At 71.4% G+C, this 13,247-nt stretch carries 10 protein-coding genes; 9 read left to right on the top strand and 1 reads right to left on the bottom strand.

The genetic code is table 11. The annotated features are described in order from the left end of the window. Positions 1-16: 16 nt before the first annotated feature. From IF29_RS0124575 to IF29_RS43825, 8 genes are all read left to right on the top strand, one after another. Entirely contained in the window at positions 17-1,297 is a 1,281-nt protein-coding gene (locus tag IF29_RS0124575) for an MFS transporter (protein ID WP_030258892.1), read from the top strand. Positions 1,298-1,512: 215 nt separating this feature from the next. Next, positions 1,513-2,733, top strand: a complete 1,221-nt coding sequence (locus IF29_RS0124570; RefSeq protein ID WP_030258891.1) for an ROK family transcriptional regulator — start codon at positions 1,513-1,515, stop codon at positions 2,731-2,733. Between the two features lie 121 nt (positions 2,734-2,854). Further along, complete coding sequence (locus IF29_RS0124565) at positions 2,855-3,976, top strand: sugar ABC transporter substrate-binding protein (protein ID WP_030258889.1); 1,122 nt, start codon at positions 2,855-2,857, stop codon at positions 3,974-3,976. 259 nt (positions 3,977-4,235) lie between these two features. Continuing rightward, positions 4,236-5,015, top strand: a complete 780-nt coding sequence (locus tag IF29_RS0124560; protein WP_030258887.1) for an ATP-binding cassette domain-containing protein — start codon at positions 4,236-4,238, stop codon at positions 5,013-5,015. Continuing rightward, the gene (locus IF29_RS0124555; RefSeq protein WP_051725882.1) at positions 5,012-6,277 is read left to right on the top strand and encodes a sugar ABC transporter permease; all 1,266 of its coding nucleotides are present in this window, start codon (positions 5,012-5,014) and stop codon (positions 6,275-6,277) included. Before IF29_RS0124560 ends, IF29_RS0124555 begins: the two co-directional genes overlap by 4 nt. A gap of 289 nt (positions 6,278-6,566) precedes the next feature. Further along, the gene (gene dxs, locus IF29_RS0124550; RefSeq protein ID WP_030258883.1) at positions 6,567-8,471 is read left to right on the top strand and encodes a 1-deoxy-D-xylulose-5-phosphate synthase; all 1,905 of its coding nucleotides are present in this window, start codon (positions 6,567-6,569) and stop codon (positions 8,469-8,471) included. Between the two features lie 63 nt (positions 8,472-8,534). Next, positions 8,535-10,094: an ArnT family glycosyltransferase gene (locus tag IF29_RS0124545; RefSeq protein WP_232242420.1), complete on the top strand. Its 1,560-nt coding sequence runs from the start codon at positions 8,535-8,537 to the stop codon at positions 10,092-10,094. A gap of 159 nt (positions 10,095-10,253) precedes the next feature. Beyond that, positions 10,254-11,183, top strand: a complete 930-nt coding sequence (locus IF29_RS43825) for a thioredoxin domain-containing protein (RefSeq protein WP_051725880.1) — start codon at positions 10,254-10,256, stop codon at positions 11,181-11,183. Between the two features lie 46 nt (positions 11,184-11,229). Here the strand turns inward: IF29_RS43825 and IF29_RS48595 are convergent, their stop codons facing one another. Further along, positions 11,230-12,672, bottom strand: a complete 1,443-nt coding sequence (locus IF29_RS48595; protein WP_157623911.1) for an FUSC family protein — start codon at positions 12,670-12,672, stop codon at positions 11,230-11,232. Positions 12,673-12,760: 88 nt separating this feature from the next. Here IF29_RS48595 and IF29_RS0124530 point away from each other — a divergent pair, with 88 nt between their 5' ends. Further along, complete coding sequence (locus IF29_RS0124530; RefSeq protein ID WP_051725878.1) at positions 12,761-13,240, top strand: MarR family winged helix-turn-helix transcriptional regulator; 480 nt, start codon at positions 12,761-12,763, stop codon at positions 13,238-13,240. Positions 13,241-13,247 lie beyond the last annotated feature (7 nt).

Raw genomic sequence — 13,247 nt, 5'->3', positions numbered from 1 at the left:
GTGGGTGGGAGTGCAGATGCCCGAGCTCAGTGTGGACGCGCCGCTCGACGGGTCCGGTGCCCCGGGCCCCGCCGGCCTCGGCGAACCCGTCGTCCGGGTCCGGCCGGCCTGGACCGCTTCGCTGAGCCTGTCCACCCTGGCGGTGTTCATGGCCTTCATGACGCCGATCCAGATCCTGCTGCCGCTGCAGCTCGAACACATCGACCCGGCGCACAAGTCGACGGCGCTGGCCTGGGTCACCGGGGCCGGGGCGCTGATCGCCGTGGTCGCCAACCCGCTCGCCGGTGCCCTGTCGGACCGCACCCTGAGCCGCTGGGGGCGGCGCCGCCCCTGGATCGTGGGCGGGGCCCTGGCCGGGGCGGCCGGACTCGCCGTCACCGCCGCCCAGCACTCGGTGCTGGGCGTGGCCCTCGGCTGGTGCCTCGCGCAGGCGGGGCTGAACGGGATGCTGGCCGGGGTCACCACCCCGGTCGCCGACACCGTCCCGGTCGAGCAGCGGGCCGAGGTCTCCGGCTGGACCGGGATCATGCAGTCCTTCGGGCTGGTCCTCGGGGCCCTGCTGACCACGCTGCTGTTCACCGGGGTCTGGTCCGGCTACGGCAGCCTGGCGCTGCTCACGGTGGCGCTGGCACTGCCCTTCGTGCTGCGCTTCCCCGAGCCGGTGCTGCCGCGCGCGCTGCGCCCCGCCCTGGACCTGCGCGGGATCCTGGCCGGGCTGTGGATCAGCCCCCGGGCCCACCCGGACTTCGCCTGGGCCTGGCTGACCCGCTTCCTGATCAACCTCGGGAACGCCCTGGGGACGCTCTACCTGCTCTTCTACCTGACCGACTCGGTGCACTACGGCGACCCCGGCACCGGCGTGCTGATCCTCACCGTGATCTACACGCTGTTCGCCGCACTGACCGCGGTCCCGGTCGGCCGGATCTCCGACCGGCGCGGACGGCGCAAGCCCTTTGTCCTGATCAGCTGCGCGGTGATGGCGGTGGCGGCGGTGCTGCTCGCCTTCGTCCACACCTGGACGGCGGCGATGGCGGCCGCCGCGGTCCTGGGCGCGGGATTCGGCGTCTACCTCGCGGTGGACCAGGCGCTGGTGACCCAGGTGCTGCCGGCCGCCCTGGACCGGGCCAAGGACCTGGGTGTGATCAATGTCGCCAACTCGGGTCCGCAGGTGCTCGCGCCGGCCCTGGCCGCTCCGATCGTGGCCTGGCTCGGCGGCTACACCGCGCTCTATCTGGCCACGGCGGTGGTCACGGTGCTGGGCGGGGTGCTGGTGCGGAACGTCCGCTCGGTCGACTGACCCTGAGCGAGAGCAAAGAATCCGGCTGGGCAAACCATCCCAATCCCACCCCATCGCGGCATAGGTTTCGCAACGATCGGCCTTCAGTCTTGACGTGACATCGCCCCATTGGCTGAGCTTAGGCTTCATAAGTTGTAACTGAGCTTGGCCGCAACGTCGCGGCGGGCCCTGGTGGACGGTCGGGTCGCCAGGTCCTGGGAGGGTGGAACATGTCCGTGGACACGCCAGGATCGCAGTCCTCTCTGCATCGGGCCAATCTGGAACGGGTGCTGAGAGCGGTCCGGATGGCCGGCTCACTGACCCAGGCCGAGATCGCCAGGACCACCGGCCTGTCGGCCGCCACTGTGTCCAACATCGTGCGGGAACTGAAGGATGTCGGCACGGTCGTGGTCACCCCGACCTCCTCCGGCGGCCGACGGGCCCGCAGCGTCTCGCTGAGCGCCGACGCCGGGATCGTGGTGGGCGTCGACTTCGGCCACTCGCACCTCCGGGTGGCGGTGGGCAACCTGGCCCACCGGGTGCTGGCCGAGGAGAGCGAGCCGCTGGACACCGACGCCTCGGCGGACCAGGGTTTCGGCCGGGCCGAGCAACTGGTGGCCCGGCTGCTGGAGCAGACCGGCTTCCGCCCCGACAAGGTGATCGGGGTCGGCCTCGGCGTGCCCGGGCCGATCGACGGCGAGACCGGGGCCCTGGGCTCCACCGCGATCCTCCCGGGCTGGACCGGCATCGCCCCCGGGCGCGAGCTCTCCAGCCGCCTGGGGATGCCCGTCTACGTCGACAACGACGCCAACCTGGGCGCGCTCGGCGAGCTGGTCTGGGGGGCCGGCCGGGGCCTGTCCGACCTGGCCTACATCAAGGTCGCCAGCGGTGTCGGCGCGGGCCTGGTGATCTCGGGTCAGATCTACCGCGGACCGGGCGGCACGGCCGGTGAGATCGGGCACATCACCCTGGACGAGTCCGGCCCGGTGTGCCGCTGCGGCAACCGCGGCTGCCTGGAGACCTTCGTCGGCTCCCGTCATGTCCTGAACCTGCTGAGCAGCAGTCACGGCACCGATCTGACCCTCTCCAAGGTGGTCCAGCTGGCTCAGCGCGGCGACCTGGGCTGCCGCCGGGTGCTGGCCGACGTGGGGCGGCAGATCGGCACCGGTGTCGCCAACCTCTGCAACCTGCTGAACCCGCGTCGGGTGATCCTCGGCGGCGACCTGGCGGAGGCCGGTGACCTGGTGCTGGACCCGATCCGGGAGTCCGTGGCCCGCTACGCCATCCCCAGCGCGGCGCGGCAGCTGTCGGTGGTCCCGGGCACGTTGGGCGGCCGGGCCGAGGTCCTCGGGGCATTGGCGCTGGTCATGTCGGAGATGGGTGACTCTGGGGCATTGCCGGCCACCGACGGTAGGGATTCGGCCCGTTCTGTTGCGGTCGTGCCTTCAGGAAGATAACGAAAAGGTTCGGATTGCAGGTGGTGAGGATTTACTTATTGACGCCAGCCTCACCAGGGAGGTTGACTCCCTCACACCTCGGTCGCAAAGTGGCGACCGCGTCAGGGAGGCACCCCACACGATGAACACTTCTCTTCGCCGCACTGTCGTCGCGACTGCTGCAGTCTCGATGGCGCTCGGTATGGCTGCTTGTGGCAAGGCCGGAAGCAGCTCCAGCTCCTCCACCACTTCGGCTGCCGCGACCGGCTCCACCGCCGCCAGCGGCACCGGCACCATCGGTCTGCTTCTCCCGGAGAACCAGACCACCCGCTACGAGAAGTTCGACAAGCCGCTGATCGAGGCGAAGATCAAGGAGCTCGCTCCCAACGCCACGGTGCAGTACAACAACGCCGCGGGCAGCGCCGCCACCCAGGCGCAGCAGGTCACCACCATGATCAACGCCGGCGTCAAGGTCCTCATCATCGACGCGCAGGACTCGGCCGCGATCAAGTCCTCGGTCCAGGCGGCCGTGGACAAGGGCATCAAGGTCATCGCGTACGACCGCCTCGCCCAGGGTCCGGTCTCGGCCTACGTCTCCTTCGACAACGTGGCCGTCGGTACCCTTCAGGGCCAGGGCCTGCTGGACGCCCTCGGCTCCAAGGCCACCCCGTCCGCCAAGATCGTCGAGATCGACGGCGACTCGGCCGACCCCAACGCCGCCGACTTCAAGTCCGGCTTCCAGGCCGCGGTCAAGGGCAAGGTCACCATCGCCTACGACGCCTCGGGTCTGTGGAAGGCTGACGTCGCCGCGCAGAAGGCCTCCGCCGCGATCAACCAGATCGGCGCCAAGAACATCGCCGGCTTCTACTCGGCCAACGACGGCATGGCCGCCGGTATCGTCACCTCGATGAAGAACGCGGGCATCTCCAACCTGCCGATCGGTGGCCAGGACGCCCAGCTCGACGCGATCCAGCGGATCATCTCCGGCACCCAGGCCTACACCGTCTACAAGGCGTACAAGCCCGAGGCCGACGCCGCCGCCACCCTCGCGGTCGACCTGCTGAACGGCACCAGCATCACCTCGGTCGCCACCACCACCAAGACCAGCGGCTCCGGCGACAGCGTCCCCTCGGACCTGCTGACCCCGCAGCTGGTCACCAAGGCCAACGTCGAGTCGACCGTGGTCAAGGACGCCCTGTGGTCCGCCAGCGACATCTGCACCGCGGCCTACAAGGCCGCCTGCACCGCTGCCGGCATCCAGTAAGCAGCAGTAGTCGAGCAGCACCCAGTCCGATCGCCCCGCGCGGGACATCCGACCCCGGCCACCAGCCGGAAGGATTCCCGCGCGGGGCTCGGCGCGGGACCATGGGCAGTTGACGGGCCATCAGCCCGTGCTGCCGGATCCGGTCCGCGGGGGTTTCGGGGTCCCGGGCCCCGGAAAGTTCGTGTTTCGCATACCCGTCTGCGCCCGGGACGGCGCGGCAACCCACCCGAGGCACCGGGTGGTTAAGGAGTTGGTTTACGTGACAAGCGCACCCGTACTGGCGTTGCGCGGGGTCTCCAAGCGCTTCGGCGCCGTCCAGGTTCTGACGGACGTCGAGCTGGAGGTCCACGCCGGTGAGGTGGTCGCCCTGGTCGGTGACAACGGCGCCGGTAAGTCCACCCTGGTCAAGACGATCGCGGGCGTTCACCCGATCGACGACGGCGTCATCGAGTGGGAGGGCAGGTCGGTCTCCATCAACCGGCCGCAGGACGCCCAGCACCTCGGCGTCGCCACCGTCTACCAGGACCTGGCGCTCTGCGACAACCTGGACGTCGTCAACAACCTCTACCTGGGCCGCGAGTTGAAGCGCCGCGGGACCCTGGACGAGGTCACCATGGAGCAGAAGGCGCAGGAGCTGCTCAGCACCCTGTCCATCCGCATACCCAGCGTGCGCATCCCGGTCGCCAGCCTCTCCGGCGGCCAGCGCCAGGTGGTGGCCATCGCCCGTTCGCTGATCGGCGACCCCAAGGTCGTCATCCTGGACGAGCCCACCGCCGCCCTCGGCGTCGAGCAGACCGCCCAGGTCCTCGACCTGGTCGAGCGGCTGCGTGAGCGCGGCCTCGGCGTCATCCTGATCAGCCACAACATGGTCGACGTCCGCGCGGTCGCGGACCGGGTCGCCGTGCTGCGCCTCGGGAAGAACAACGGGACGTTCCCGGTCCACGGGACCACCCAGGAAACCATCATCGCCGCGATCACCGGTGCCACCGACAACGCGGTGACCCGACGCCAGAGCCGCACGGCGGAGGCCACCAAGTGAGCAACAACATCGACGCCCCGGCCCCCGCGGTGGAGCAGGCCATCGACCCGCGACTGCTCGTCCGCGAGCAGGGCTTCTCCGGCTACATCAGCGAGTTCAAGCGCAAGATCCGTGGTGGTGAGCTCGGCTCGCTGCCCGTGATCATCGGCCTGATCGTGATCTGGGCCGCCTTCGCCGCGTCCAACGGCAACTTCCTCTCCGCGTCCAACTTCGAGTACATCGCCTACTACATGGTGGGCATCGGCACGCTCTCCATCGGCCTGGTGTTCGTGCTGCTGCTGGGTGAGATCGACCTGTCGGTCGGCTCGGTCAGCGGTCTGTCCGCGGCCATCTTCGCGGTGCTCTCGGTCACCCACGGGGTCAACCTCTGGCTGGCCACCATCGCGGCGCTGGCCACCGGCGCCGTCATCGGCGCGATCCACGGCTTCGTCTTCGCCAAGATCGGCGTGCCGGCCTTCGTGGTCACCCTGGCCGGCTTCCTGGGCTGGAACGGCCTGATGCTGTGGCTGCTCGGCGACACCGGCACCATCAACCTGCCGGACACCGGTCTGATCCACCTCTTCGGCGGCAACAGCTTCTTCCTCAACGGCGACATCGCCGGCGCCTACATCCTCGCCGGTGTCGGCGTGGCCGCGCTGCTCTTCAGCAGCCTCGGTGAGCAGGGCCGCCGCCGCAGCGCCAAGGTCCCGTTCCGCCCCACCAGTGAGATCGTGCTGCGCACGGTCGTGCTGGCGATCGCCGCCTTCGGCTCCGCCTACGTGCTGAACCTGCACAAGGGTGTCCCGAACAACCTGGTGTTCTTCCTCGCCGCGCTGATCATCTGCGACTTCGTGCTGCGTCGCACCAGCTACGGCCGGAAGATCTTCGCGGTCGGTGGCAACATCGAGGCCAGCCGCCGCGCCGGTATCAACGTCGCCGCGATCCGGATCTCGGTCTACGCCATCTCCGGTTTCTTCGCCGCCCTCGGCGGCCTGGTGATCTCCGCCACCATCAGCTCCGCCAACCAGGGCGGTTCCGACCCCAACAACCTGATGATGGCCATCGCGGCCGCGGTCATCGGCGGCACCAGCCTCTTCGGCGGGCGCGGCAAGGTCTGGTCGGCCCTGCTCGGCATGCTGGTCATCGAGTCCATCAACGCCGGCCTGTTCATGCTCGGCGAGGCGCAGTCGGTGCAGTACATGATCACCGGTGGCGTGCTGCTGGCCGCCGTGGTCGTCGACTCGCTGTCGCGCCGCACCCAGAAGTCCTCCGGCCGCGCCTGAGGCTTCGCCGCTCCAACTGCTCCACCGGCCCCACTGCTCCGGGACGGACCTCTGAGGGGGAGGTCCGCTCCGGACCGGGCCGGTGGCCGCGGGTGCGGGGTCTCTCTCCCCGCGCCACGCTGACTGCCCGGCACCGTACCGCTCCGGTGCCGGGCAGTCGCATGTCCGGGCCCGGGGACCCCGCTACGGCACCCGGCACCTCAGGTGCCCCCGTTCGGAGCAGTCCCTACTAGACTCATGTCTCTCTGCTGTCCAACGACGGCGGAGTCGACGACGCAAGGAGGAACGGGTGGCCCTGCTGACCCGCATTCGGGGACCCCGCGACCTGGACCGACTCACCCCGGGGCAGCTCAGCGTCCTGGCCGAGGAGATCCGGGGCTTCCTGGTCGAGGAGGTGTCCAAGACGGGCGGCCACCTCGGCCCCAACCTCGGCGTGGTCGAGCTGACGCTGGCTCTGCACCGGGTGTTCGACTCCCCGAAGGACCGGGTCCTCTTTGACACCGGTCACCAGAGCTACGTCCACAAGCTGCTCACGGGCCGTCAGGACTTCTCCCGGCTGCGGGTCAAGGGCGGCTTGTCCGGCTACCCGTCCAGGGCCGAGTCCGAGCACGACGTGATCGAGAACTCGCACGCCTCCACCGTGCTCGGCTATGCCGACGGCCTGGCCAAGGCCAACGAGCTGCAGGGGCTGACGGACCGCAGCGTGGTCGCGGTGATCGGCGACGGCGCGCTGACCGGCGGGATGGCCTGGGAGGCGCTGAACAACATCGCCGAGGCGCAGGAACGTCCGCTGATCATCGTGGTCAACGACAACGAGCGCTCCTACTCGCCCACCATCGGCGGCATGGCCAACCACCTGGCCACCCTGCGCACCACCCAGGGCTACGAGCGCTTCCTCACCTGGGGCAAGGACGCGCTGCAGCGCACCCCGGTGGTCGGCCAGCAGATCTTCGAGACCCTGCACGGCGCCAAGAAGGGCCTCAAGGACTTCATCGCGCCGCAGGGCATGTTCGAGGACCTGGGCCTGAAGTACATCGGCCCGATCGACGGCCACGACGAGCAGGCGCTGGAGTCGGCGCTGAAGCGCGCCAAGGGCTTCGGCGGCCCGGTCATCGTGCACTGCCTGACCCAGAAGGGCCGCGGCTACCGCGCCGCCGAGCAGAACGAGGAGGACCGCTTCCACGCCGTGGGGGTGATCCACCCCGACACCGGCCTCCCGGTGAAGACCGCCGGGCAGGACTGGACCTCGGTCTTCGGCGAGGAGATGGTGGCGCTCGGCCGCGAGCGCGGCGACCTGGTGGCGATCACCGCGGCGATGCTGCACCCGGTCGGCCTGGCCCCGTTCGCCAAGGAGTTCCCGGAGCGGACCTACGACGTCGGCATCGCCGAGCAGCACGCCGCGGTCAGCGCGGCCGGCCTGGCCACCGGTGGGCTGCACCCCGTGGTGGCGGTCTACGCGACCTTCCTCAACCGGTGCTTCGACCAGGTCCTGATGGACGTGGCACTGCACCGCAGCGGGGTCACCTTCGTACTGGACCGGGCCGGGGTCACCGGCACCGACGGCGCCAGCCACAACGGCATGTGGGACATGTCGATCCTTCAGGTCGTCCCCGGCCTGCGGCTGGCCGCGCCGCGCGACGCCGACCAGCTCCGGGCCCAGCTGCGGGAGGCGGTGGCGGTCTCCGACGCGCCCACCGTGGTCCGCTACTCCAAGGGCACCGTCGGCCCGGCGATCCCGGCGGTGGGCCGGATCGGCGGCATGGACGTGCTGCGCGACAGCGGCGAGCCGGTCGGACCGGTCCGCGCCGACGTGCTGCTGGTCTCGGTCGGCGCGATGGCCGCGACCTGCCTGGAGGCCGCCGACCTGCTGGCCGCCCAGGGCATCAGCAGCACCGTGGTCGACCCGCGCTGGGTCAAGCCGGTCGACCCGGCCCTGCCGGGGCTGGCCGCCGAGCACCGCGTGGTGGTCACCGTCGAGGACAACGGCCGGGTCGGCGGTGTCGGCGCGACCATCGCGCAGGCGCTGCGGGACGCCGGGGTGGACGTGCCGCTGCGCGACTTCGGCATCCCGCAGGAGTTCCTGGACCACGCCTCCCGCAACGAGATCCTGGAGCAGATCGGGCTCACCGGGCCCGCGATCGCCGAGCGGGTCGCCGGCGTGGTCGCCAAGGTCACGGCCGCCGTCGAGGTGTGAGCCCCGACCGCGACCCGTAAACCCGCCTGCGTGAACGTGGAGCGAGCGGGTAGCGTGGCTCCTGTGTCGAATCAGCCGCCGGACCGCCGCCGCTCGTCCGAGCTGAGGATGAACGGCGGCTCAGCCGCTCTGCCGCTGGGCCGCCTCTCGCCGGGCGCCCTGGCCGCGCAGGCGCGCGAAGCGATCCGCACGGGCTACTGGGCCCGGCTGGTGCCCCTGTACGGGGCCCTGGCCGTGCTCACCCATCTGCCGTCCTTCGCCCGCACGGTCTGGAGCCCGGACGAGGGCTACCTCGCCACCCAGGCCAGGATGCTGGCCGGCGGCGGGGTGCTCTACGACACCGTCGTGGACCGCAAGCCGCCGCTGCTGCCCTGGCTCTACGAGGGCGCCTTCGCCCTCTTCGGCTCGACCTCGCTGTGGCCGCTGCGGGTGCTCGCCATCGGCGCGCACCTGGCCACCGCGGTGCTGCTGGCCGCCATCGCCCGCAAGCGCTGGGGCAACCGGGCCGGCGCCGCGGCCGGGGCGCTCTACCTGCTGGTGTCCATCGGGCTGTCGCCGGAGGACAGCCAGGCGGCGACCTTCGAGGTCTTCATGCTGCCGGCCACCGCCGCGGCCTTCTGGTTCGCTCAGAACCGCCGCTGGGGCCCGGCCGGGGCCGCCGTGGCGGCCGCCTCGCTGACCAAGCAGACCGGCGGGGCCGTGCTGTTCGCCGTGCTGTGGCTGCTGCGCCAGGACAGCCGCAGGCCGGGTGGCTCCCGGCCGCGCACCTCGCTGGCGGCGCTGGCCTTCGGCTTCGGACTGCCGGTGACGGTGATCGCGCTCTCCACCGGGGTCAAGAACTTCGCCTTCTGGGTGATCACCGGCAGCAGTGAGTACGCCTCCCTGGACGGCGCCTGGCTGAACATGCTCGGCCGGGCCTTCGGCAACGCCGCGATCCTGGCCGTCGCCGCGCTGGGGCTGCTGGTCCCGCTGGCCCGGCGCTGGCGCCGGGTGCGCGAGGACGCCGACCTGTGGATCTGGTTCGGATCCTCGGTGGCCGGCGTGATCACCGGGTTCCACTTCTTCGGCCACTACTACCTGCAGCTGATCCCGCCGCTGGTGCTGCTCGGCGTCGGCGCCGTGGCCCGTGGGGCGGCCCGCTGGAAGCCGGTGCTGGTGTACTCGCTCGCGGCCAGCGCCGCGTTCGTCGCCCTCGGCTTCCTGTGGCCGCACCAGCCGCTGCAGCACGCCGAGTCGGTGGCCGCCGAGGTCACCAAGGACACCAAGCCGCAGGACTCGGTACTGGTCTGGGGCATGCACCCGGAGATGTACTGGCTGGCGGACCGCAAGCCGGCCACCCGCTACCTCACCGCGGGCCTGCTCACCAACTACGCCGGCGGCCGGGACCCGGAGAGCGTGGGCGTGGCCGACGGCATGGCCAACGCCTGGAAGACCTTCGACGCGGAGATGTCCGAACAGCTGCCCGAGGTGGTCGTGGACGACTCCGCCGGCGCGCCGTACGCCCCCAAGTACATCGCCCCGATGCGGGCCCTGCTGGCGGCGCACTACCAGCGGGTGGGCACCGACGGCAGCACGGTGATCTACCGGCTCAAGGATGCCCAGACCTGCCGCGTCCCCGCGTGAAGTACTCCCGTACAACCATGGCATCCTGTCGGGTGCACGGCTGGACGGCGAGGAAAGAGAAATCCGGTGCTGCATTCTTCCGGGGGGCGACCCCCCGCACCCCCACGTGAAACCGTGGCCACTGAGCCTTCGCGCCTGGACACCCCGAGGAGGGGCTGAGTGAAGCGCTCCGCAAGCAAGGGCAAGGTCCCGCCGGTCGACGGGACGAAGCAGGACCAGGTGGGTGCGGTCAGCACCGGCGACACGGTGCGGCGCAGTTCGACCGGTCGCTGGGTGGTGGCCGGGATCGGCGTGGTCGCGGTGTTCGTGGCCGCCGGCTTCGTCGGCGCGCTGGTCCGTGACCACAAGGCCAAGACGCTCAGCCCGCCGACCACGGCCACCGGGACGAAGAACCTCGCGGTGCCGGTCTGGGGCCACGCGGCGGTCACCCTGACCGTCTACGAGGACATGCGCGACCCGGCCTCGCTGGCCTTCGCCCAGCAGTACGACGCCACGCTGGCCCAGCTGGTCGGCTCCGGGGCGGCCAACGTCGAGTACCGGGAGCTCACCGGGGCGGACGCGGCCCACGGCGGCACCGGCTCGCTGCAGGCGGGCAACGCGCTGGGCTGCGCCGTCGACACCTCGGTCGACGACTTCGGCAAGTACCGCAAGGTGCTGCTGGAGAACCAGCCGGCGGATCCGACCGACGACGCCTACGCCTCGAACTCCAAGCTGATCTCGCTGGCCAGGAAGGTCAAGGCGCTGGACACCGACGTGTTCCGCAGCTGCGTGGACAAGGGCAACCACAAGGTGTGGGTGGAGGACTCGCAGAAGGACTTCACCGCCGCCGGGTACAGCGGTGCCCCGGTGCTGACCATGACCACCTCCGGGGAGGCCTCGCCCGCCGTTCCCACGGTGCTCATCGGCAACGGTGCCAAGGCCACCCAGCAGCAGCTGATCGACACGGTGATCAACGCGGCCAAGGCCGCGCCGCTGCCCAGCGGAGCCGCGGTGGTGACCGCCCCGAGCAGTACCGGTTCCGCCGACCCGTCCGCCGGCGCGGCGCCCTCGGTCCCGGCCTCCGCGTCGGCCTCGCCGAGCGCTCCCTGACGGAAGGAATCGGGTAAGTCCGGCCCTTACCGGCCGCGCCGGGCCGCTACCGGCCGGCCGGTGCGGCCGGAACCGGGCCGAAGAAGGCGGAGAGGCGCCGCAGCTCCCCGTCGATCTCCCCGAAGGCGGCGGCCAGCTGCGCGGGCTGCGCCGGGTCGCTCGCCGCGGCGAAGGCGACCAGGGCGCGGGTCGGTGCCAGGCACCGGCGTACCGCGTCGACGGCGTCCGCCTGGTAGGGCGCCGGGAGCAGGCGCCGCTCCAGGAACCGCTTGGCCTCCAGCGCCGGTGCGAGCTGGTCCAGCTGGGCCACGCTGTGCTCGAACCCCGCCTGCCGGCGGGCGAGCAGACCCGGCTGCGGCGGCCCCTCGGCGGCCAGCGTCCGCAGCAGCTCCGACAGCGCGGCCAGCGCGTCCGCGGTGCGCCGGCGCAGCACCTGGGAGGTGCGCACCGGCAGCACCAGCCAGGAGGCCGCGATCCCGAGGACGGCACCGATCAGGATCTCCAGCAGCCGGGTCCGCAGCAGCGCCGGCGCGCTCTCCCCGAAGTAGCCGTAGAGCAGCGACAGCACCGAGGTGACCCCGGCCGCCCAGAACGCGTAACTGGTCTTCCGCAGCCAGGTCGCCAGTGCCAGGACGACGAAGATCAGCACCACCGGGGTGCGGTCGCCGGGCCCGAAGTCCCCGGCGATCCAGGTCGCCACCAGGGTGCCCAGGGCGGCGCCGGCACCGCGCAGCACGCCCTTGTGCACCACGTCGGCGCGCCCCCGGGCGCCGCTGCAGACGATGAACGCGGTGAGCACCACCCAGGTCCAGTGCGCGGGGTAGGCGTACCGGCCCACCATGAAGGCCGCGCCGAGCGCGGTGGCCATCTGCAGCGCCATCCGGGTGCTGGGCCGCAGCCGGCGCGCTCCGGCGGTCCCGGGCGCCGGTTGCGGGGCGGTCTGCGGGGCCGGCTCGGGCCGCCGAGCCGGCCAGGCCCGCTCGCCCAGGCCGATCCGCCACGCCCCGACCTGCACCACCAGCACCCAGCCCGCCGCGATCAGGGCCACCAGGGCGACCCAGCCTGCATGCGCGACCCCGGCGGGCGCGCCCACCGGGCCCTGGAGCACCAGGATCGAGACCAACGGCAGCACCGCCACGGTGCCGATCCTGGCCGCATGCGGCCCGAAGCGCCGGATCCAGACGGTGGCGCAGACGCAGAGCACGAACAGCGCGTCCCCGGCGTCGGGATGCCGGTCGACCAGGGTGCCGACCCCCTCGGCGGCGAAGGCCGCGACCGGAAGCAGTACCAGACCCAGCAGTCGGTCGGCGGCGGGCGCCCCGCGCTGCGTCCTGCTCAGGGTCAGCGACAGCACCACCGACAGCACCACGACGTCGATCCGCAGCTCCGCGAGGTGCTCCAGCAGCAGCGTGCTGCCGTAGCTCGCGAGCACGGCGGCCATCGCCGCCGCGGTCGCCCGGAGCTCATGACGCGCGGATTTACTCAGCATGCCGTAGGACCTCTTGCCGGTTGTGGCCCTTAGTTGAGCCAATCTATGGAGTAGGCGGTAGTCAATTAGTAAGTGATAGCGTAGCAATATGGCAACGGGAGAACCAGAGGAACTGGCCGCCGCAGCGGCGGAGATCCGGCAGGCGGTGACCGGGCTGGCCCGGCAGATGCGGGCCGGCCGCTCGCCCGAGGCGCTGAGCGTCAACAAGCTCAGCGTCCTGGCGCGGCTGCGCCGCAGCGGCCCCGCCACGCCCGGCGAGCTCGCCGCGGCGGAGCACCAGCAGCCCCAGTCGCTGACCCGGGTCTTCGCGGAACTGGAGCAGACTGGTCTGATCACCCGTTCGCGTGACGAACGCGACCGCCGCCAGTTCGTGCTGGCCCTCACCGGGGCGGGCCGCGAGGCGCTGGCGCGCGACATGGCCGAGCGGGACCGCTGGCTGGCCGCCGCGCTCGGCGGGCTCACGCCTACCGAGCGTGAAGTGCTTCGACTGGCAGCATCACTGATGGACCGTCTGGCCGAGGACGGTCCCGGCTCCACCGAGGCCGCCCACCGAACCACGACCCACTGAGGGGGAA

It is taken from the genome of Streptacidiphilus jeojiense (assembly GCF_000719095.1).
In the GTDB taxonomy this organism is placed as follows: Bacteria; Actinomycetota; Actinomycetes; order Streptomycetales; family Streptomycetaceae; genus Streptacidiphilus; species Streptacidiphilus jeojiensis.
Note: the sequence above shows the minus strand (reverse complement) of the source record. Positions and strands in the feature narration are given on the sequence as shown.

Excerpts from the sequence above, each read along its gene's own strand:
- IF29_RS0124575 (WP_030258892.1), top strand. The coding sequence starts at position 17 with ATGCCCGAGCTCAGTGTGGACGCGCCGCTCGACGGGTCCGGTGCCCCG.
- IF29_RS0124565 (WP_030258889.1), top strand. The coding sequence starts at position 2,855 with ATGAACACTTCTCTTCGCCGCACTGTCGTCGCGACTGCTGCAGTCTCG.
- IF29_RS48595 (WP_157623911.1), bottom strand. The coding sequence starts at position 12,672 with ATGCTGAGTAAATCCGCGCGTCATGAGCTCCGGGCGACCGCGGCGGCG.
- IF29_RS0124530 (WP_051725878.1), top strand. The coding sequence starts at position 12,761 with ATGGCAACGGGAGAACCAGAGGAACTGGCCGCCGCAGCGGCGGAGATC.